The sequence below is a fragment of the Hominimerdicola alba 8 genome, from assembly GCF_000178155.2.
Taxonomy (GTDB): Bacteria; Bacillota; Clostridia; order Oscillospirales; family Ruminococcaceae; genus Hominimerdicola; species Hominimerdicola alba_C.
In genome coordinates this window covers 51268-72016 of the sequence record NZ_ADKM02000085.1, presented here as the reverse complement: position 1 = coordinate 72016, position 20749 = coordinate 51268, and the positions used below count along the sequence as shown (strand labels likewise).

At 46.4% G+C, this 20749-nt stretch carries 19 protein-coding genes; 8 read left to right on the top strand and 11 right to left on the bottom strand.

Features of this window, described 5'->3' with window-relative positions; translation table 11 throughout:
• Positions 1-68: 68 nt before the first annotated feature.
• Genes CUS_RS09360 through CUS_RS09350 form a run of 4 tightly spaced genes read left to right on the top strand, consistent with a single transcriptional unit; the run spans position 69 to position 2547 of the window.
• Complete coding sequence (locus tag CUS_RS09360; protein ID WP_002849887.1) at positions 69-1421, top strand: MurT ligase domain-containing protein; 1353 nt, start codon at positions 69-71, stop codon at positions 1419-1421.
• Complete coding sequence (locus CUS_RS09355) at positions 1414-2157, top strand: type 1 glutamine amidotransferase (protein WP_002849893.1); 744 nt, start codon at positions 1414-1416, stop codon at positions 2155-2157. The genes CUS_RS09360 and CUS_RS09355 overlap by 8 nt, the downstream gene beginning before the upstream one ends.
• A gap of 12 nt (positions 2158-2169) precedes the next feature.
• Positions 2170-2307, top strand: coding sequence for a hypothetical protein (locus CUS_RS20050; RefSeq protein ID WP_002850039.1), 138 nt, complete (start codon positions 2170-2172; stop codon positions 2305-2307).
• A 9-nt stretch (positions 2308-2316) separates the two neighbouring features.
• Complete coding sequence (locus tag CUS_RS09350; protein ID WP_002850073.1) at positions 2317-2547, top strand: hypothetical protein; 231 nt, start codon at positions 2317-2319, stop codon at positions 2545-2547.
• Positions 2548-2586: 39 nt separating this feature from the next.
• On the opposite strand, the gene CUS_RS09345 is transcribed toward CUS_RS09350, so the two are convergent.
• From CUS_RS09345 to CUS_RS09320, 6 genes are all read right to left on the bottom strand, one after another.
• Positions 2587-3582, bottom strand: a complete 996-nt coding sequence (locus CUS_RS09345; RefSeq protein WP_002850077.1) for a LacI family DNA-binding transcriptional regulator — start codon at positions 3580-3582, stop codon at positions 2587-2589.
• A gap of 227 nt (positions 3583-3809) precedes the next feature.
• Positions 3810-4604 carry a beta-glucanase gene (bglS, locus tag CUS_RS09340; protein ID WP_002849875.1) on the bottom strand — a complete coding sequence of 265 codons (795 nt, stop codon included), beginning with the start codon at positions 4602-4604 and terminating at the stop codon, positions 3810-3812.
• A gap of 402 nt (positions 4605-5006) precedes the next feature.
• Positions 5007-6803: a glycoside hydrolase family 44 protein gene (locus tag CUS_RS09335; protein WP_002849950.1), complete on the bottom strand. Its 1797-nt coding sequence runs from the start codon at positions 6801-6803 to the stop codon at positions 5007-5009.
• A gap of 292 nt (positions 6804-7095) precedes the next feature.
• Positions 7096-8934 carry an ABC transporter ATP-binding protein gene (locus CUS_RS09330; protein ID WP_002849948.1) on the bottom strand — a complete coding sequence of 613 codons (1839 nt, stop codon included), beginning with the start codon at positions 8932-8934 and terminating at the stop codon, positions 7096-7098.
• Positions 8934-10661 (bottom strand): ABC transporter ATP-binding protein, encoded by a 1728-nt coding sequence (locus CUS_RS09325; RefSeq protein WP_002849939.1) that lies wholly within the window; start codon positions 10659-10661, stop codon positions 8934-8936. Before CUS_RS09325 ends, CUS_RS09330 begins: the two co-directional genes overlap by 1 nt.
• Positions 10658-11131: a MarR family winged helix-turn-helix transcriptional regulator gene (locus tag CUS_RS09320; RefSeq protein ID WP_002849888.1), complete on the bottom strand. Its 474-nt coding sequence runs from the start codon at positions 11129-11131 to the stop codon at positions 10658-10660. The genes CUS_RS09325 and CUS_RS09320 overlap by 4 nt, the downstream gene beginning before the upstream one ends.
• A gap of 251 nt (positions 11132-11382) precedes the next feature.
• Here CUS_RS09320 and CUS_RS09315 point away from each other — a divergent pair, with 251 nt between their 5' ends.
• Positions 11383-12549 carry an FprA family A-type flavoprotein gene (locus tag CUS_RS09315; RefSeq protein WP_002850010.1) on the top strand — a complete coding sequence of 389 codons (1167 nt, stop codon included), beginning with the start codon at positions 11383-11385 and terminating at the stop codon, positions 12547-12549.
• A 169-nt stretch (positions 12550-12718) separates the two neighbouring features.
• Here the strand turns inward: CUS_RS09315 and CUS_RS09310 are convergent, their stop codons facing one another.
• The 4 genes from CUS_RS09310 to CUS_RS09295 all read right to left on the bottom strand — a co-directional run bounded on the left by CUS_RS09310 (position 12719) and on the right by CUS_RS09295 (position 15599).
• Positions 12719-14038: a PASTA domain-containing protein gene (locus tag CUS_RS09310; protein ID WP_002850059.1), complete on the bottom strand. Its 1320-nt coding sequence runs from the start codon at positions 14036-14038 to the stop codon at positions 12719-12721.
• Between the two features lie 2 nt (positions 14039-14040).
• Positions 14041-14526 (bottom strand): RNA polymerase sigma factor, encoded by a 486-nt coding sequence (locus CUS_RS09305; RefSeq protein ID WP_002849908.1) that lies wholly within the window; start codon positions 14524-14526, stop codon positions 14041-14043.
• 200 nt (positions 14527-14726) lie between these two features.
• Positions 14727-15089: a hypothetical protein gene (locus tag CUS_RS09300; RefSeq protein ID WP_002850041.1), complete on the bottom strand. Its 363-nt coding sequence runs from the start codon at positions 15087-15089 to the stop codon at positions 14727-14729.
• A 171-nt stretch (positions 15090-15260) separates the two neighbouring features.
• The gene (locus CUS_RS09295) at positions 15261-15599 is read right to left on the bottom strand and encodes a hypothetical protein (RefSeq protein WP_002849982.1); all 339 of its coding nucleotides are present in this window, start codon (positions 15597-15599) and stop codon (positions 15261-15263) included.
• Positions 15600-16021: 422 nt separating this feature from the next.
• On the opposite strand from CUS_RS09295, the gene CUS_RS09290 reads away from it, so the two are divergent.
• From CUS_RS09290 to CUS_RS20655, 3 genes are all read left to right on the top strand, one after another.
• Positions 16022-16924 (top strand): NPXTG-anchored protein, encoded by a 903-nt coding sequence (locus CUS_RS09290; protein WP_002849978.1) that lies wholly within the window; start codon positions 16022-16024, stop codon positions 16922-16924.
• A gap of 285 nt (positions 16925-17209) precedes the next feature.
• On the top strand, positions 17210-18655 hold the full coding sequence (locus CUS_RS09285; protein ID WP_002850034.1) for an ABC transporter substrate-binding protein: 1446 nt from the start codon (positions 17210-17212) through the stop codon (positions 18653-18655).
• Positions 18656-19177: 522 nt separating this feature from the next.
• Positions 19178-19972 (top strand): helix-turn-helix domain-containing protein, encoded by a 795-nt coding sequence (locus tag CUS_RS20655; RefSeq protein WP_100084568.1) that lies wholly within the window; start codon positions 19178-19180, stop codon positions 19970-19972.
• Between the two features lie 49 nt (positions 19973-20021).
• On the opposite strand, the gene CUS_RS09275 is transcribed toward CUS_RS20655, so the two are convergent.
• Complete coding sequence (locus tag CUS_RS09275) at positions 20022-20654, bottom strand: epoxyqueuosine reductase QueH (protein WP_002849906.1); 633 nt, start codon at positions 20652-20654, stop codon at positions 20022-20024.
• Positions 20655-20749: the final 95 nt, after the last annotated feature.

Here is a 20749-nt window from a genome sequence, read left to right as displayed (position 1 = left end):
GGTATTTTGCAGTGGTGTGTTAAGGGGATAGTCATAAAGAAAATTATTGATTTATTCGGAGATTTGATATGAGCATAAAAAATACGCTGACCATCTGGTTCGGCAAATTTATGGTAAAGGCACTGCATCTGCTGGGCAGAGATGCAGGCAACGCTCCCGGACTGATACTCTGGGAGATGAACAAGGACTGCCTTAAGGCTTTCAAGGTGGACTGCCCGATCATCGCAGTCACAGGCACAAACGGCAAAACATCTGTGACAAATTACCTGAACCACATATTTGAAAGCACAGGCAAAAAGATAATCACCAATAAACAGGGCAATAACCTCGATACAGGCATAACCTCACTGCTTTTGCAGAACTGCGATATGAAAGGCAGGGTCAAGGCAGATTATCTGGTGCTGGAGATAGACGAGAGCCATGTGCCTGTCATCTTCTCGAAAATGAAGCTGGAAACGCTGGTGCTTTTAAACTTCTTCCGCGACCAGCTCGACCGCAACGGTGAGGTCGAAACGCTTATCCTCAAAGTCAAGAAATTCCTTGAAACATTTGAGGGCAACGTTGTGCTGAATGCCGATGACCCAAACGTTTCAAGACTGGGGCTTGCAAATCCCAAAAACAAGAACATTTTCTATTTCAGCGTTGAGAAATACGCAGGTGCTACGGAAAAGCCTTATGAAGTCGGTGAAGGCAAGTTCTGCCCGCGCTGTGGTGAAGAACTTAAATATGACTACTACCAGTACTCCCATGTGGGAAAATTCCGCTGTCCGAAATGCGGTTTCGGTGATGTAAAGCCGTATGTCACCGCCAAAAATGTAAAGCTGGATGTTCCCTCCATCGAATTTGAGGGCGAAGAATACAAGATAAGCCACAACAGCATCTACTACGTGTACAACCTTTCAGCGGTATATGCGGCGGCAAGCCTCTATAATTTTGACAAAAAAGTGCTGCACGAAACTTTTGAGAAATTCGAGGTCAACAATGGCAGACTTGAAAAGTTCAATGTAGACGGCAGCAGCTTACTGGTAAATCTGGCTAAGAACCCTGTGGGTGCAAACATGACCTTACGTGTCATGAACGAACACAAGGGCGAAAAGGAACTGCTTTTCGTGCTTAACGACAACCTTGCTGACGGTCACGATGTTTCGTGGATATGGGATATCAATTTCTCGGTGTTCAACGATGTCACAAGGGTCGTCACCAGCGGCACAAGAGCGTATGACATAGCGATAAGGATAAAATGTTCGGGATATGACCCTGATAAAATAGTCGTAAAGCCCGAACTTGACGATGCTATGGCGGAATTTTTCAAAAACAAGGGCGACAAATACGCCATCGCCAACTATACAGCTATACAGCCGACACGCGCCGCAATAAAGCGCTACAAAGCAAAGGTCAAGGAGGGCAGGGAAAATGGATAAACTGAGGATATTACACATGTACCCCGCCATGCTGGATCTATACGGCGACAGCGGCAATGTTGAGATACTTTCATACAGATGCAGGATGCGCGGCATCGAAACTGAGGTAATAAAACACGATCTCGGCGATAAGGATACCGATTTCAGCGGCGTTGATATAGTTTATCTGGGCGGCGGTGCTGACTTTGAACAACAGCTGCTTGCAGATGACCTGCTGGGTCTGAAAGACAATATACGCAAGGCTTATGAGAACGGCGTATACTTCCTGATGATATGCGGCGGCTACCAGCTGATGGGGCAGTATTACAAGGATTCCAACGGCAAGAAGATACCGGGTCTGGGACTTTTTGACTACTACACAGTGGCTTCTACCAACAAGCGCGAAAGGTGTATCGGCAACATCGTGGTAGAAACAACTTTAGGCGACAAGAAATACAAAGTCATCGGCTTTGAAAATCACGGCGGTCAGACCACCAACGTAAAAACGCCTTTCGGCAAAGTTCTGGCAGGCAACGGCAATGAGTTTGCAAGTTCGGTAGAGGGTTATACCGAAAAAAATGTAACTGCCACATATCTTCACGGTCCGCTGCTTTCAAAGAACCCTCGACTTGCAGACCACATAATCTCCTACTGCATGACGCGCAAGACAGGTCAGCCGTACAAACCTGAACAGATAAACGACAAACTTGAAGCCGAATGCCGCAAGGTGCTGCTGGAAAGGCTTCTGAAAAAGTGAGGGTAAAAGCCCATGTTCCCGTTTTTCAAAAAGAAAACAGCGGAGGCTGGATCTCCGCTGAAAAAGCGCGTGCAGAACATGAAGTGCCGCAAGATAAATTTTGTTGACGATGACTTTGATGGTCTGTGCCGCGATATGAAGCAGGACTGAAAAGCACTGATGCGCCTTAAGCCCGTCAACTACTATGCGATCAAAAACAGCTATATCATGGGCATGCTGTATTCAGAAGAAGACTTTTCCGAGAATTTCATACAGTTGCTTCATTTTGATGGCGAGCGTCAGACAGGCAGGAGCGATATTTTCCCTGTTGACATCGAAACTGCGGTAAAAGCCCTCGCTAAGGTCGGCATAATGATCGACCTGAAAAAGATACATGAAGAAAAAGCATAATAAAAGCGGACTGATTTACAGTCCGCTTTTTTGTATAGTTCAGTCGCCTGTTGACTGCCTCAGGATAACACGATGGTCAACAGTGTAATATTTATTATCTTTTTCGGTGGAATGGATATTCTCTATCAGCTTTGCTATGACAAGTTCACCCATCTTCTCGCAAGGCTGTTCAACGGTGGAAACAGTTGGAAGCATCATCTCGCACATGGTTATGTTGTCAAAGCCCATTATCGAGATATCCTTGCCCACCTCGATACCCAGTTCATACGCGCGGTGTATAGCCGCTATCGCCAACAGGTCGGAAACAGCAAATATAGCAGTCGGGCGCTTTTCAAGGCTGTTGAAATAGTTCATAGCGTCAAAGCCGCAGGCATACTCGTAACTGTCCTTATAGACCAGTTCCTCACGATATGGTATGCCGCATTCTTCCAGCGCCATCTTGTAGCCGTTCTCGCGGGCTGTGGAAGATATAGCCTCCGACTTAGTACCGATAAACGCGATATCACTGTGCCCCTTTTTGACCAGTGCCTTTACTGCATCGATAGCCGCACCCTCATCGTCCACCGCAACAGTCAGCACATTTGCACCTGTAACACCCTCACAGCAAAGAGCGATATCATAATTCTCAGCCAGTCGGTTAAGCGACTGCGCATCGAACAGCGTACCAAGCAGTACCACACCGTCAACAGTGCGGTTATAAAGCATGTTCATCTGACGCGCCTCAACGGTCGAAACGCCGTCAGATACCGCAGTTATCACATCATATCCTATCTTCGAGGCATAGCGCTGCATGCCGCCAACTATCTTTGAATACAGTGAATGCTCAGAAGACGGCATTATGCAGAGAATTACATTCGTTTCGCGCTTTCTAAGATTTCTGCCCAGATAATTTGGCGAATAGTTCAGCTTTTTTATGGCATCATTGACCCGCGCCGCAGAATCCTCAGACACATTGCAGCTGCCGTTCAGCACCCTTGAAACAGTTGCTACGGAAACGCCGGCTTCCCTTGCAACTTCCTTTATAGTAACACTCATTCTATATCCTCCCATACGTATAAAACGCAAGTCCTTTCTCATATCAATTATAACACATCGCGCTCTTCAAGTCAACTTCCACATATGAAAAAATTGACAGAATAAGTGTGAAAAGTCTGCATAAAAAGCAAAAGACCCTTCCGAAGAAAGGTCAGCTGCTGCGCCGCCCGCGGGTAAACAGGCGGCAGGATATATGGATATGGTTGGGTAAATGTGGAATGCGTAAGTTATTCAGCGGCGGTGAAGCGGGCAAACTGATACTCAGCAGTCAGCGGCGTGGTGCCGTCATATTTGCCGAGCCAGCTGTCAACGCCCTTACCGTTCCATACATTCATCATTATCTTGCTTGGTGTCGAGGGTATGTTCTCCTCAGCAGTGTGAACAGCTTCGCCGTCAACGTACCAAGTTATGCTGTCAGGCTTCCACTCAAAACCGTAAGTATGAAATTCCTCAGCCGCATCAAAGCCCAGATCATAAACGAACTCATGGTTGCCCTGCCCATCGGTAAAATAATTGAACTGTACGATGGTGGTGTCCTTGCCCAGAAATTCGATGTCTATCTCGTCCCACGGGTTGCCGTCGGACGGACCTGTGTATGTAAAGAACGATGAAACCACGCCAACATTCTTGATGGGCTTCATACTGACCTCGTACAGACCGTAGCCGTAGAAGTCATTGGTGCGGTGTTCAGCCGCCGTGTATTCATCGGGTATGATACTGTCTATTTTCAGCTTCATCACACCGTCTTCAAAACTTGTGTTGTCCTTTTTCCATGTGCAGTTGAACATGTTGCCGTTAGACCAGCCGTCAGAGCACATGAATTTGTCTGAGTCACCCTTAGTGAAATCTCCCAGCAGAGTGTAGGGGCTGTTTTCTTCCTCAGCAGGTGCTTCAGCCTCAGAAGCAGCTTCAGCAACAGAAGCGACCTCATCTTTGCTGTCATTCTTTTCGGCATTATCACCGCAGGCGCTCAGTGAAAATACGGTCATAAATGCAAGAGTAAGTGCTGTAATTTTTTTCATGTGTATCCTCCATTCGTCTGCGGCTTTACTATAGCAATCCAACTTTTTAAATTCACAAAATCCAGTCGCAAAAGCTGGGATTTATGGGTTTTGTGACTGGATTTTGTCTGAATTTTAAGGCGGATCGCTATAAGCCGCCGTCGCTTCATTTTCCGTGATTATATAGTATCACTTTTTGCAGAATAATTATATCAATAAGTTAAGTTTTGTATCATTTCCATAATGCAAAGATTTTGATATTTTTTCAAAGATCTATAAACAAACAATGTAAACGGCAGATCATTTTGGTGATATAAAGATCAGCCAACGTATGCCTGTACAGAAATTCCGCCTGCAAAAGAATTGCAGACGGAATTTTCAATACTATTTACTTTTACAGACTGTCAGAAATATCGGCTGTCACTACTGCTTTTTCCTGCGCATCAGGAAATATCCCCCACCGAGAACAGCCGCGCCGATACCTGCAAACGCTGCCGCTGTCCCGCTTGAAGAACTCTTTTTATCAGATTTGCTATCCTCTTTTTTGGACGCATCTTCTTTTGCAGACTGACCATCTGCGGCAGGCACCGAGTCTTTATCCTTTGCTATGACCAGCATCGATACCGTTTCAGGCTCCATCTCATATGTGATGGTATCACCGCTGACAGTCACCGCAGGATTGCTGTCAGTCATATCAAATACCTGCGGCGCAAGATTGTTCATTCCATATAAATGAACATAACTGTAATCGCCGCCTTTTATCTTTATGTTTGCAGTTGTCTTGTCCTTGAAAGCCTTGTTGGTCAGTACAAGTGTAACAACATCGGTGTTGTCACCGTGAATAGCCGCGTAGCCGGTCGAACGCTCAAAATCGGAACTTTCACAGCTGAGCAGATTATCACCGAAATGACCGCCGTTCCCGTCATAATTGGTATACAGGTCGATGGCGGCACACTGATAGTCAGCCTCCATCGCAAAAAGCGTTGCAAGGTAGACTTCATTCTTTGCAAACACGCCCAGTGCTTCCGCCTCAGCTATGCCGCCGCAGATATCGTAGCTTCCGCCGAAATCATATTCGGTTATAGCTATCTTAGTACCTGGATAAAATTGGTCGATGGACTGCTTTAGATTAGGGAGCAGCGGCAGGAACTCTCCGCCTGTATCGGTTATCCAGCTATCCTCTTTATAGGACTCGTCCCACAGACTGCGCACCGAATCGAACCGCGCCTTTACACAGTTTTCGTTGGTATAGTGCTTGCATGAACGCTCTCCGCACTCGCCTTTTGCCTCAGTGTAATAGTGTATATCAAGGGCATCTATCAGCCGCACACCGTTTTCGTCCTCAGCCTCTTTCATCTTTTCCAGATAATAGTCAATGAACCAGCGGTAATCAGGACGCCACGATTTTATCTCGTTCCAGTCGGGCGCATTCACAAAACTCTGAAAAGCACTGTACCCGAAAAGCGCAGGTCCGAATACCTCAGCATCGGGGTCAAGTTCCTTGACAGCTTTCGCCATAGTTATGTTTTTCTCCACTATCTCCTCACAGGTACACTGTTCGGGGTGCATGCGTGCGTGAGTCATGTGCCACAGTCCCGGCTCATTATCCATCGAATAGCCCTGAATGCCGCCGTTTTTGGCAGTGCCGAGAGTATTTATCAGATAGTTTACATATTCGTCCATGTAAACAGTCCCATCGTTAAGATCGGGTGTCATGGTAAGATCACTGCCCTTGACGAGTTCCACTTTGTTCCAGCGGTCAGAGGGCGCTTTTTGCGCCTGCGTGACCTCCCCGTCCATATCTGCCGAAACATATCCCGCCAGCTGCAAAGTGGTCATGGCATAAGCATTCCGTTTCTCGTCACAGCGTTTGCGCAGGTTGATGGACATAGCACCGGGTGTATCCCAGAGATCCTGCGACATAGTCTGCTGGAAGTAATTATCCGACATATGCGACCTGTCAGACCCGGCGTTTGAAGCGTTGGTTTCCCAGTTGTAAGCAGAAGAACGGTTGCCGCCCGCGCGGATAGCCGTCGGCATCACATCACCGCCCATAAGTTCCTCGTTTATGCCGAAAATATAGGGCGATATCGGTGTTTTTTCAGCGCTGAGGTCTATCATGATATCTACCGAACCGCCGTCAGCATGGGCAGCAGTAGCCACAATGCAAAGCGCCGCAGCTGCCGCCGCCAGCGCAGAGATCTTACGAAGTTTTCTCATATACCCTCCCAATAATTGTTATTTTACAAAAGTATATCATTTGTATTATATCACTTTTATGACTTATCGTCAAGTTTTCGGGCGCATTTGCGCACTTTTATATAATTACAGCAATAATCGGTCATGAACTGTTGCCATATAGGGCGAAGAAGCGATATTATCGGCATTCCGATCTATTTTATACGGCCGCAATATTTGATAATTCTTATCATAAAAAGAACAGCGCATATCTGTTAACACAGACATGCACCGTTTCTATCTCTATACAGTCTAAACTGTTTTATCCATAGCTCTATGTCTTGTTTCCTGCAAACTGCGTCTGATAAAGGTCATAATAGCAGCCCTTTTTCGCGATGAGTTCTTCATGTCTGCCGCTTTCGGCAACACGCCCGCCATCGATGACAACAATGGTGTCAGCATCACGTATGGTAGAAAGCCTGTGTGCGATTATCAGCGAAGTCCTGTTCTTCATAAGCGCCACCATTGCAGACTGAATGTGCATTTCAGTTCTGGTATCGACACTTGAAGTTGCTTCATCAAGAATGAGTATTTTAGGGTCAGCAAGCACCGCGCGCGCTATCGTCAACAGCTGACGCTGTCCCTGTGAAAGATTCGTACCGCCTTCTGCCAGCTGTGTCTTATAACCATCGGGCAGTCGGCGTATAAACTCATCAGCATTTGCATGGCGTGCCGCGCGGATAACATCTTCTTCGGGTGCATCTTCCCTGCCATAGCGGATGTTTTCCTCGATCGTACCGCGAAACAGCACAGTATCCTGCAAAACTATGCCTATCGATCGTCTTAGTTCGTCTTTTGGTATATCCGTAATGTCCATGCCATCGACTGTTATCCTGCCACCGTCAGGTTCATAAAAACGTGTCAGCAGATTGACTATCGTAGTCTTGCCCGAACCTGTAGCGCCGACTATCGCTATCTTGCGTCCTTGCTCGATCTCCAGCGAAAAACCCTTTAGCACAGGCTTGTCAGCATCATAGCCGAAGCGAATATCCTCAAAATCAATGTCACCGCGAACATTCTCTGCTTTCATTTCAGACTTCCCGTCATCGGGTTCAGGTTTGGTTTCCATCACCTCAAATATGCGTTCCGCACCCGCGATAGCTGTCTGTATATTCGCATACTGGTTCGCTATCTCGTTGATAGGTCGCGAAAACTGTTTCGAGTACAAAATAAATGCCTGTATAGTACCGACAGTGATCCAGCCTTTAAAACTGAACCACCCGCCGAAAGCCGCGATCAGCACAAACCCGAAATTCGATATGCAGTTCATCAGCGGACCCATAACGCCGCCGCAGATCTGCGCACGAATGCCTGTTTTGCGAAGTTCATCGCTCATTTCATTGAACTGCTGTGCCGCCGCTTTCTCCTTAGAATATGAAGCCACAGTTCGGCAGCCCGTCACCATTTCCTCCACATGACCGTTCAGCCGACCGAGTATTATCTGCTGTTCAAGGAAATATTTGCGCATGAATTTTGTCATCTTGCCTGACACAAATATTGTCAGTACCACTGTTGAAAGCGATATGAGCGTCAACAGCGGCGAATATATCAGCATTATAACTATCGACCCGATGACTGTCAGCACACCAGATATAAGCGACCCTATCGACTGCGAGATAGTATTCGAGATGTTTTCGACATCGTTGGTCATTCGGCTCATTATATCGCCGTGTTTGTGAGTGTCGAAGTATTTTATCGGCAGCCTTACCAAGTCACCGAACAAGTCGCGCCTCATGGTGCTGACAGTACGTTGTGAAAGCCTTGCAGAGAATATCCCCTGCATGTAAGAAAACGCAGAGTTAAGCAGATAAACTCCGCCCAGCGCTATCAGTGACTTCATCAGCTTGTCAGTGTTTACGGACAGTTTGTCTTTATCAAGAGTTATGCAGTCAATTGCTATCTGCTGAATGTAAGGTGCTGCAAGACCAAGCAATGTCATGATCAGCATGACCGCCATAAGCCCGAAAAAGATGTATCTGCTCCTGCCGATGTAACTCAGCAGTTTGCCGAGAGTTTCTTTCGCGTTGCGCGGTTTCTCCGCATTTACCAGAGCCGCGTGCCGTCCGCCAGGACCCTGTTGTTTATTGTTTGGATTTGGTGGCATGGGGGGCATCAGACCTCACCTCCGTTCGTTTTCACCTGTGAATCATAGATATCGCGGTAGACCTCGCAGTCTGCCAACAGTCTTTCATGTGTGTCACAGCCTACAACAGCGCCGTGATCCAGCACTACTATCCTGTCGCAGTTTTTGACACTTGCGATGCGCTGTGCTATCATTATGACCGTAGTCCCTCTAAGACTCTCCTTCAGCGCCGCCTGCAGCCTTGCTTCCGTACCTAAGTCAAGGGCAGAAGTCGAGTCATCAAATATAAGTATCTCAGGCTTTTTCAGGACTGCTCTTGCTATGGACATTCTCTGTTTCTGTCCACCCGAAAGTGATGCGCCTTTCTCGGCTATCATACTGTCATAACCATCAGGCATGCGCGAGATGAATTCATCTGCCTGCGCTATCTTAGCGGCATTCATTATGTTCTCCATATCGGCAGACTCGTCGCCCCAGCGGATATTTTCAGCCACCGAAGCAGAGAACAGTTCACTCTTCTGCAAAACTATGCCAACGCGCCTGCGCAGTTCCTCCAGCTTGTATTCTCTGACATTCACGCCGTCCACCAGCACTTCGCCCGCATCGGCATCGTAAAAGCGCGGTATAAGGTTTACCAGCGAAGATTTGCCCGAACCCGTCGCACCGAGTATCGCCACAGTTTCGCCCGATTTTATTTCAAGATCTATGGCGGTCAGCACAGGTTCACCGCTGGACTCAGGGTATGCGAAAGTCACATTTCTAAATGTAACAGTACCTTTTTCTGTACCGCTTACATTACCATCACCGTCATTTATGACCGGCTCGGTATCAAGCACTTCAAGGACTCTTTTGCCCGATGCGCTCGCCCTCGCCATCGTCTGGAACATCATCGAGATCATCATAATGCCGTGAAGCACCTGCGTCAGATAGGTGATAGCCGCCATTACCTCGCCAACCTGCATTTCCTTCGCCTGCACCTGCCAGCCGCCAATATATATGACTGCAATTACCGAGAAATTCATGATTACCATAAGCAGCGGCGAAAGGAGTGCCATAAGCTGCTGAACTTTCAGGTTCGCCTCTGTCAGCCCCATATTCGCATCATTAAAACGCGCTTCTTCATGCTTTTCGCGAACATACGCCTTTACGACTCTTGCACCGCTGACATTTTCCTGCATGACCGAATTCACGCTGTCAAGACGCTTTGCAACTATCCCGTAAAGTGGATTTGCCCGCCGCATTATCAGCACCACGATGACCGCTTCAACAGGCAGTGCAACCGCGATTATAATGCCGAAACTCTTTGCAAGGCTCAGCATCATGATGATACCGCCCACAAACATGATGATGTTACGCACAAATCCGCGTATAAGGAAATCAACCATCTGCTGTAACGCTGTGATATCTGCGGTTATCCTCGTCACCAGCGAACCTGTGGTGAACTTGTCTGTCTGCTGAAATGACAGTCCCATCACGCGCGAGAACAGGTCATTTCTCACATCTCTTGAAAAACCCTGCGAAGCGCAGCCCGCAAAAAATGCCGAACCAGCACCGCAAAATCCGCCAAAGATAACGGTTATAAGCATAAGTATGCCCGTCTTTATGATGACATCCATACTGCTGCCCAGCACGCCCTCGTCCACGATTTTAGACATCAGTTTTGGCTGTAACAAGTCCATCATTACTTCTCCCACCATGCTGACAGGCGCAAGCAGCACGAACAGCATGTATGGTCTGATATATTTTACCAGCTTCACTTATCTTCCTCCTCCAGCAAATTTACAAGCATTTTCCGAAGAACTTTCATCGCAATGTCAAGTTCCTCCTGCGGTATGCCTTTGACCAGTGCATCATCAGCCCTGTGGAATATCTCCCTGACACCTGCTACTTTCCCGCGCCCCTTTTCAGTCAGGCAAACTTTCATCACCCTCATATCCGCAGTGTCAGCCTGTCGGGTGACCAGACCCTCGCTTTCCATCTTGCCCAGCGCGACCGAAACAGTCGGCGCTGTCAGGTGCGTCAGATTGACCAATTGAAGCTGAGTAGCACCATCATTGTGTGATAATTCCATAAGTATCCTGTGGTAACCGTTCGGCACACCGTTTTGCTCACACTCACGCCTTACGCGGTGCATGAACATGCGTGATACATCGTTCACAAACATCGATGGCTTGGCATCTTTCCTCTCCAGCAGAAGTCTTGGCATTCTGGTGTGGTCGTTTTTCATTTTAATGACACTTCCCCCCTCATATTAGTTAGTTTTCTAACTAATTATAACATCATAATGCACAGATGTCAATTGAATTTTTTGTAAATATCGCCATCTTATTGTAACCAAAAATTGGTTATTGAAAGTATGTTTTTCCCGCCGAAAACGACACGCATCTGCCGAATGGTGTATTATCTCTGCAAATGTCATTGACTTTTTTACTGTAATATGCTATAATATTTTATACTAATTTAGGAGGTTATAAAATTATGGCTAATACTGATTTTTCTGACAATATTATCTATATCGGCGCCGATGACAAGGACCTCGATCTTTTCGAGAACCAGTACATCGTCCCGAACGGCATGGCTTACAATTCATACGTTATACTGGACAACAAGGTATGCGTTATGGATACAGCTGACCGCCGTGTACGTGATCAGTGGTTCGCAAACCTGAAAAAAGCACTTAACGGCAGGGCTGTTGATTATCTCGTTGTTCAGCATGTCGAGCCTGACCATTCTGCAAACGTAGCCGCACTCATGGCTGAATATCCCGACATGAAAGTTGTAGGCAACGCCAAGACCCTTACTCTGCTGGGTCAGTTCTTCCACATTCCTGGTCTGAGTTTCAACTTTATTACCGTTAAAGAGGGCGATACACTTGAACTTGGCAGCCATACACTTAAGTTCTTTATGACCCCTATGGTACACTGGCCTGAGGTAATGATGACTTACGAAGAGAGTGAAAAGGCATTCTTCTCAGCTGATGCTTTCGGCAAATTCGGCACACTGGATACCGATGAAGACTGGGCTTGCGAGGCAAGAAGATACTATTTCAACATTGTCGGCAAGTACGGCGCACAGGTGCAGGCAGTCCTCAAGAAGGCTTCCGCACTGGATATCAAGATGATACTCCCTCTGCATGGTCCTATGCTGACCGAGAACCTCAGCTATTATCTTGACCTTTATAACACATGGTCGAGTTACCAGCCCGAAGAAAAGGGCATCTTCGTTGCATGTGCATCTATTCACGGCAACACCCTGACTGCCGCAGAGAAATTCTGCACCATGCTTGAAGAACGCGGCGCAGAAAAGGTCGTTCTTGCAGACCTTGCCCGTGAAGACTGGGCTGAGAGCGTTGAGGACGCATTCCGCTATGACAGACTGGTACTGATGGCATCAAGCTATGACGGCGGTGTGTTCCCCGTTATGGAAGAGTTCCTCATGCACCTGCGTGACAAGACCTACCGCAACCGCACTATAGCAATGGTGGAGAACGGTTCATGGGCACCCAGCGCAGCCCGCGTAATGAAAAGCTATGTCGAGAAGTTCAAGGATATCAACCTTGTTGAGCCTGTGGTGACCATCAAGTCTTCCCTTGACATAGAAAGCGAAGCCAAACTCAACGAACTTGCAGACGCTCTCTGCAAATGATAAAACAAACTCAGCCCCTCGTCATGTGACAAGGGGCTGTATTTCTGCCATTCCGCCCGACTGCACCTCATTTCGGGCATCATTGAGCATAAAAGCCTCCTGCTATTGACTTGATAAGGTCGTTTATAGCAGGAGGCTTTTTCATTTTAATATTCCGTAGGAATTTGGTCTATGCGATAATATCATTGATATCCATATAGTTCAGTGTATTAAAATTCGCTACTATTGTTCTGAGTTCAGTCACATTACCGCTGTCATCTGCCAGTTGTACGCTCAGCAGTTTATGACCATAACCTTTAACAGCGATATTCCAATATCCATTTAAAGCCTCTTCTTCTGTTATTTTCCTTTCGGCAAGCACATCATCGCCATGCACGACCCTGATGGTGTCACCATGCACATCGGCTAAAACATCTTTATCCATACCGGCAAAAATATTAATTTCATTTCCTTCTTCTCCTGAAAACTCAGCGTCTTCCGGAGAAGAATACGATGGAAGATCTCTCACAAAAAAGTCTTCGGTGCTTCCGTCTTGGCTGATAAGTCTTAATGTAAATGTTTTTCCGTCACATCTATTAAGATCAGTACCTATCATTATTGTAAACACTCCTCGTTTGATATCACCGTATGAAACAGTCATCTCGCCATTTACCTCATCATCTATAAGACAGCGTATGATGTCACCTTCTTCAGCGTTTTCAGGCAGCCCCGTCGAGTAAGCTGATATATTACCTTCTTCACCTGCTACGACTTCTCCGGCATCCAAAGTCACTGTATGATCGGTCTTTTCCATATTTGCTTGATATACGATATCTTCGGGGGAATTGTTGTAACGTTTCATGATCACTGTGTAACCAAACTTCTCGGCAAGCGCAGTCGCATCTTCAACATCCAGACCGATCATATTATTATCCAGATCAGATGCACTGAACGGCATATCACCGTTGGAATAGTATAACGTTATCTCATGATCCTTAGGTAACTTCTCACCTTCTGCAAAACTGGTGTAAAGCACCTCACCGTAAATGTGCTCGTCGTACTTCTCAACACACCTGACATTGATGAAACCTGCAAGTTTCACAGCTTGTTCCGCCTCAGTGATATCCATGCCTGCTACATCAGGGACAACCGCCGTACCGACATTATCCGCCGATCCATCTTCAGCAGAAGTCGTGTCTTTATCTGCAACATTTTCAGTTTTCATACCTGAATTCGGAGCGCTTGTCTTAAACGCATTATGTGCAAAGCCTATCCCCGCAACCATAACTATTGCAGCTGCCGCAGCAACTCCGCCTGTTAACCACCTGCTGCGCACCCTTGCCTGTCCGCTTCTGCTCGTTATTTCCTTGTTTTCCATAGTGATGACCTCCGTTTCGCCGCTTATGTTATCGGCATACTGCGGAAAGTTCTTTTTAAGCATAGCCTTAAGTTCAGATTTCTTGGCATCACTAAGCGAGATCCTGTCGTACATATTATTTATGTCGCCCATACTTAAAACTCCTCTCCATAGTCTGCCAGCAACACCCTCAGGCGTTTACGCGCCCTGTCCAGCCGTGACACAACAGTGCCTTTCGGCAGACTGAGGATCTTTGCTATCTCATCTGTTTTGTACTCCTCGTAGTAGTAAAGGCAAACGACCGCGCGATACTTTTCGTCAAGACTGTCAAGGGCTTCTTTCACATCAAGTTCCTTTTCAGACCAACAAAACTCAGCCCTGTGAGTATCTGTCAATTCGGCAGATCTTTTCCATCTCGCTGAACGGACGATGTCTTTGCATCTGTTGATAGCAGTACGCAGAAGCCATGCTTTCAGATGCTCTGCACTTTTGATATCCAGTTCTTCGCAGATCGAAAAATATTTCATCAGCACATCACTGACAACATCTTCGGCTTCTGCCTGTGAACCCAGATAAGAATAAGCAGCGCGATAAACATGATCCGCATACCTATCCACGACCTCATCGATACTGAATAACACCTTTACCACCTCCCGCAGTTTTTGAAGATCTTCACCTATAATACGAAGCAGAAGAACGCTTGATTTCACAAGCTAAAAATTTTTTCAGATATATTTCGGGTCATCTATGCTATAGTAAACGACTTATCAATTTCTACATTCAGCCCTCGCAGGCATTGTGATCTTTGTGGCTGTGATCGCTGAACGTCACGAGATCAATGTCACTTACTATTAATACGTATCTCCCAGTAATACCGCCTCGCCACCTCAGGCAGATCGGTCATCACTCCATGTTCGGGGTCATAAAACACACCTTCACAGTAAAGCGACCAGTGCCAGCATCGCGGTGTTTCCAGACTAAGCATGCAAAGCGGCGGAAGTTCTTCTTTATTGATAAAAGACACTCTCTGATCCGATACCCACGCCCCATGTGAGCGCAGATAGCCCTTCATCTCCTTAAGATCCGTTTCACGGAAATTATCAAGTTCCTCCGCTACCTGCCCCACAGGAAGCCCCAGCACCATCGCCAGCACCGCCTGACCGCACTGCAAGTCAGTCGGCTCATGTATGTAATTAATATCCATATCGCACCTCTTTCATTATATATGATGATTTTAACACGCCCACACCTGAATGTCAAGAAACATCGCAGTGTCCTTTTCTTAGCGTTATCCCACTGTCAAAAAACACCTCAGCACAATTTTCAAACAATAACATCTATGCTCCTGTGCCTTATCGTGCTGTCAAAGGCATTTTTATACAGGAACATCACTGCCGCTTACAGTCACCGCATCTGTACCATGTGTCGCCCATATTATCAGCTGTTCAACAAATTTCGGAGTGATGCTCTCAGGGATATGAAAAGGCAGAAGATATCTGTTCCAGCGCCCGTTAGTTTCAACAGCCTGAAATGACCTGCCATTGCTTATAACATATTCTTTTTCAGTCTTAAGGGGGCAAGCCAGAATGTAATATTTATCGTCTGACGCAATGTGCAGTATATTGTACGGCGAGTCATCGTCCAAAGCAATATACCATATATATGTCTGCCCATCAACTATTATCCTGCGTCTTCCTTTAGTGCGTATGCTCATAGAATATCACCTCGCAATATCAATTACAATTATATCACTATTTATATGCAATGTCAAAAAACTCACAGGCGTTTTATGAAAACGATGCTGCACGGATCATATTCCTGTTTTTGACAACCGAACCATCCCATCAGATATACTGAATGAACTATAGCAATCCGCCTTAAAATTCAGACAAGATCCAGTCACAAAACCCATAGATCCCAGCTTTTGCGACTGGATTTTGTGAATTTAAAAAGTTGGATTGCTATAAAAATGAAAAAAATTCAACATTTTGTGCAGTTAGAATGGAAACGATTACACTTCGATTATGTTTTGAATATATAAATTATATTTATGATATAAAAATTCTAACATATGTGATATATTTATGTCAGACGAAGGGCAAGGAAGTCCTAATATGAAATATGGAGGAATTGAGCATGAAGGCAAAAAGAATTTTTGCTGGTCTTTCCGCAGCAGTTATCGCAGCAACCATGATGGCAGTAAGCGCATCTGCTACTAAGCTGAGTGATGTTGTATATCCCAGCAAAACTGAAACTGACAAGAACGACGGCTGGTACAGTGTAGGTGCAATGGGCTTCTACATGAGCCAGAAGTGGAAGTGGAACCAGAGTGACTGGTTTGGCATAAACGACGAAGGCAAGATAGAACTGTCTTACAAGATCAGTGAGGTACTGACCGATACTACTATGGAAGGCAAGGGTACTCTGGGCGATATGGGCGTTATGATACTCAATCTGCCTGAGGACAGCTATCCTTATGATGTTACGATTTCCGATGCCAAGTTCGTTACCAATGACGGCGAAGAGATCATTCTTGACTCTGTAAACTCTATAACCGAAGCAACACTCGATAAGGAAGGCGGTTTCCGTATCCACATCAGACCTGTTGATGAGGTTGACGAGGAAACAGGCGATGTAACAGTTCCCGCAAGCCCTGAAGTTGCAGGCTGGGATCAGGAGGGCGCTTTCAAGGGCGGTACACTCTCCATGACCATCGACTTCGGCGCACCTACTGCTAAAGAAGAGAGCAAGGCTGAAAGCGCTGCTGAGAGCAAGGCAGATGACTCAAAGACAGAGTCTAAGGCTGATGATTCCAAAACTGACAGCAAGGCAGAAGATTCAAAGGCTGACAGCAAGGCTTCAAACACCACAACTACAGGCAAGACCACCACTACCACCACAACAACAGCTTCTGCTTCATCTGCCGCAAGCGATGCTACCGAAAATAACAACTCCAACACCGGTGCAGCTGCAGGTACAGTATTCGGTCTGCTGGCACTGGCAGGCGCAGGCGCTGTAGTTTCCAGGAAGAAAAACTGATCTCTGACAAATAATTTCTGACTGAAATATTTATCGACGGTATATCCCCTCTTCCGCACAGGCGGAAGAGGAGGACACCGTAAAAAATCGGCATAATGTTTTAGTAAAAGTTATGCCGAAAAGATATACTATTTTAATTATATCATATGAGCAATTATAGCTTATGATATGATCGTTATCCTCCCAGCACACCACATGAGATCACGGTGGGGCGTGTCAGCGGGATAACCAGATATAGGGTCTTGAAGGTAATATTTATTGGGGCATATACGGAGGGATATCATCATGAGAAAACTTAAGATGACTGCTGCGGGTCTGTTTGCACTGGCACTCGCACTTGGTATGGCAGCCTGTGGTGCAGGCAATGATAGTGGGGATTCAACGGGCAACGCAAATTCTGCTGAGAGCATGCCCGAAAAGAAGCTGGAAGAAAGCCAGCAGGACATAGTTAACCGTCTGGCTGATGAAATGACTGATGTCAGGGAACTTGCCAGCAATGAGATCGACTGGTTCTCGTTCTATGACATTAATCCAACTGCATCTGCTGACAAGGAGATCGGTGTTGATCTGGCACTGTTCCAGACAAAGTACAATGGCAAGATCAACTATATACAGACCACATGGGATACCAAATTCGATGATCTGGCAAAGCTGATAATGGCAGGTAATTCGCCTGACTTCATCGGTGCTGACGACATGGATGTTTTCCCTAAGGGCGCTATCAAGAGCATGATCGAGCCTATTGACGATTACATCGACTTTGATTCTCCCCTGTGGGCAGATATGAAGTCTGCAAACGACCAGTTCGTTTACAAGGGCGATCATTATGTGGCAGTATCCCGCGTTGACCCCAGCTATATATGGATCTACAACAAGAATGTCATTGAGGACAACGGTTTTGATGACCCGGCTGAACTTTACTGGAACGGCGAGTGGAACTGGGATACATTCTCTGAGATGTGCGTAGAATTCACCGACGCCGAAAATGACAAGTGGGCAATGGACGGCTGGTACTACGAAAACGCGCTGACCGAGTCTTCGGGCAAGCCTCTGGTAGGCATGGAAAACGGCGGGATCGTCAACAACATTGGTTCGCCTGAGATAGCTAAGGCACAGAACATGATGTACAATCTACAGAAGAATGAAGTCGTATACCCCAAGCATCTGCATGACTGGAAGGTAAGAGGCGATGTATTCGGCACAGGTATCGCTTCGGGCGAAACACTGTTCTATCCGATAGGTCTGTGGGCTATTGAAGACGCACCCAGCGTTACCGCACCTTATGGTGACCTTTCTAAGGGTGAGGTAATGTTTGTACCTGTACCTTGCGCTAAGGACACTGACGCGATGTATGTTCCATCAAGAATACACGGTTTCTGCATTGTAAAGAATGCAAAGAACCCTGAGGGCGTTGCCGCATGGCTCGACTGCACACGCTATGCCGAAACTGATGCTGCGGCTCACCAGATCACACTCGACCAGTACAAGAATGACTATGGTTGGACTGACGAGATGCTGGAAATGCGCGACGAGATCTATGCTCGTGCCGCTGAGCATCCTGTATTTGAGTTCGCACAGGGCGTTTCCACCGACCTTTCAAGTCTGACCGACGGCATCATCAAGGGAACTATGCACCCTGCTGAAGCCAACACATGGACTTCTATAGTTGCTGAGAACGAAAAGGCTCTTGACTACCTGATAAAGGAAGCACAGGAGCAGACTCAGGGCTGATCAAAATAATGACTGAAGAGATCATAAACACGCTATATCCTTCATTTTTATAATCCTAAGTCCCAAGTCTGACGAACCGTCTTTGGCGCTTGCGTCGGAGATGTGTTCTGTCGGCGGAGGGGCGAAGAAATGGCAGTGGAACTGCTATATAAGGAAACTGAATAGCACACGCTGTTCTGCGTTAAACAGGAGAGAGTTTTACACACGCTATAATATCCTTCATTTTTATATTCCGGTTTTACGAGGCGGCGGGCAGAAATGTCCGCCGTTTCGTATTAAGAGATATTTTATGAAACTAAAATCGGCAGATATGTCAGCGCTTCATAAAAAAAGTGATCGTAAAAGCAGTTTTGAACATAGCAAAATACGGATATGACAGAAGATCGATCGGAATATCATATTTTTTATAGGTAAATGACGGCTTCGGTTTGTCGGGCAGATGTTCGGCACTCATTTGAAAGTCAACGTACAATATGAACAGAACGAGGATAGATTTTAACAAATCTTGACAAGGAGGACAAAATGTGGTATAATGCGAACAACCGAACTACTACCGTGAAGGAGGTGCTCTTCATGGGTATCAACAAGGAACTTTCACACAGAGAATTTATGCAGCAGGAAACGGGCGAAACACATTCGCCTTACGAAAAAGAGTTGGAATTCTACTCGGCGGTGGCGTCAGGCAACCTCGAAAGGGTTGAGGAATTATATACTCCGCTGGCTGTTGAGGGTTATGGCAAGCTGAGTATGGACCCTGTACGCAACATGAAGTACCATCTTATCATAACCATTGCGCTGATAGCAAGGTTCTGTATCGAAAAGGGTCTGCCGACCGAAACCAGCTACACCATAAGCGACATTTTTATAAACCGCCTTGATGTCAGCACGACTGAGGAACAGCTTTCAATGATACACCGCGAGGTATTTGTTGAGTACTGTAAACGCATGCAGAAGGTCAATTCGGGCAACGCATACTCAAAACATGTACTGATGTGCCTTGACCTTATCTATGACAACATTTACAACGGTATACGTGTTCAGGAACTGGCTGACAAGCTGGGACTTACACCACAGTACTTGTCGAAGCTGTTCAAGCAGGAGGTGGGCGTGACCATCTCGGATTACATAATGTCGCGCCGAATTCAGGCAGCTGAGAACATGCTGAAATTCTCTGATTATGCTCCGCTGGATATCGGAAACTACATGGGATTCAGTTCGCACAGCCATTTCATAGCCTGTTTCAAGAAACACACAGGCTTCACACCGAAACAGTTCCGTGAAAATTATTTCAGGCAGAACTGGCAGGGAAAAGAATAAGTCATACAAAAAACGCATGTTCAGCGGCTCTGAACATGCGTTTACTTTTTCATTTATCAGCGGCTTCCCTCTCTCGCTTTGAGAATACACAACCACAATAATCCTGACGGTAAAGCCCGTATTCATGTGACAATTCGATCGAGCGCTTATATCCGTTGCGCTTTTTAAAATCTGATGGCAGAGCGGCAAGGGAGTAGACACTTCCAAGTTCTTCGGCTATCTCGTTGAGCTTTGCTGAATTCTTGTATGGAGAGATCGAAAGCGTAGTGGTAAAATAGTCGGCGCCGAGTTCTGCGGCAAGCTGTGCTGTGCGTTCAAGGCGCAGACGGTAGCAGGCGAAACAGCGCTCACCACCTTCGGTAACAGACTCAAGACCTCTGACTGCATCATAAAATTCCTGCGGGTCATAGCCGCGTTCTACAAACCTGACAGGATGGGTCATGGGCATCTCACGGATAAGGCGCTGTAATTCATCAACGCGGTGGGCGTATTCTTCGGGAGGGTATATATTAGGGTTATAATAGAACACAGTGATATCGAAATACTGCGAAAGATACTCCAGCACATATGAAGAGCATGGAGCACAACAGCTGTGCAGAAGCAGCTTCGGCGGTGGTGCGGATGGGTCGAGTTTTTTTATTATTTCGTCCAGCTTGCGCTGATAGTTTATCTTCTGTTCCATAGTTGACACCTCGCGGAAATTTTGTCAGATGTCATATCTGCCAACACATAGTAAACAGCATATCATTCAAAACACGCTCAAAGATACGATCATCG

Excerpts from the sequence above, each read along its gene's own strand:
- CUS_RS09360 (WP_002849887.1), top strand. The coding sequence starts at position 69 with ATGAGCATAAAAAATACGCTGACCATCTGGTTCGGCAAATTTATGGTA.
- CUS_RS09355 (WP_002849893.1), top strand. The coding sequence starts at position 1,414 with ATGGATAAACTGAGGATATTACACATGTACCCCGCCATGCTGGATCTA.
- CUS_RS20050 (WP_002850039.1), top strand. The coding sequence starts at position 2,170 with ATGTTCCCGTTTTTCAAAAAGAAAACAGCGGAGGCTGGATCTCCGCTG.
- CUS_RS09350 (WP_002850073.1), top strand. The coding sequence starts at position 2,317 with ATGCGCCTTAAGCCCGTCAACTACTATGCGATCAAAAACAGCTATATC.
- CUS_RS09345 (WP_002850077.1), bottom strand. The coding sequence starts at position 3,582 with ATGAGTGTTACTATAAAGGAAGTTGCAAGGGAAGCCGGCGTTTCCGTA.
- bglS (WP_002849875.1), bottom strand. The coding sequence starts at position 4,604 with ATGAAAAAAATTACAGCACTTACTCTTGCATTTATGACCGTATTTTCA.
- CUS_RS09335 (WP_002849950.1), bottom strand. The coding sequence starts at position 6,803 with ATGAGAAAACTTCGTAAGATCTCTGCGCTGGCGGCGGCAGCTGCGGCG.
- CUS_RS09330 (WP_002849948.1), bottom strand. The coding sequence starts at position 8,934 with ATGCCCCCCATGCCACCAAATCCAAACAATAAACAACAGGGTCCTGGC.
- CUS_RS09320 (WP_002849888.1), bottom strand. The coding sequence starts at position 11,131 with ATGAAAAACGACCACACCAGAATGCCAAGACTTCTGCTGGAGAGGAAA.
- CUS_RS09315 (WP_002850010.1), top strand. The coding sequence starts at position 11,383 with ATGGCTAATACTGATTTTTCTGACAATATTATCTATATCGGCGCCGAT.
- CUS_RS09310 (WP_002850059.1), bottom strand. The coding sequence starts at position 14,038 with ATGGGCGACATAAATAATATGTACGACAGGATCTCGCTTAGTGATGCC.
- CUS_RS09300 (WP_002850041.1), bottom strand. The coding sequence starts at position 15,089 with ATGGATATTAATTACATACATGAGCCGACTGACTTGCAGTGCGGTCAG.
- CUS_RS09295 (WP_002849982.1), bottom strand. The coding sequence starts at position 15,599 with ATGAGCATACGCACTAAAGGAAGACGCAGGATAATAGTTGATGGGCAG.
- CUS_RS09290 (WP_002849978.1), top strand. The coding sequence starts at position 16,022 with ATGAAGGCAAAAAGAATTTTTGCTGGTCTTTCCGCAGCAGTTATCGCA.
- CUS_RS09285 (WP_002850034.1), top strand. The coding sequence starts at position 17,210 with ATGAGAAAACTTAAGATGACTGCTGCGGGTCTGTTTGCACTGGCACTC.
- CUS_RS20655 (WP_100084568.1), top strand. The coding sequence starts at position 19,178 with ATGTGGTATAATGCGAACAACCGAACTACTACCGTGAAGGAGGTGCTC.
- CUS_RS09275 (WP_002849906.1), bottom strand. The coding sequence starts at position 20,654 with ATGGAACAGAAGATAAACTATCAGCGCAAGCTGGACGAAATAATAAAA.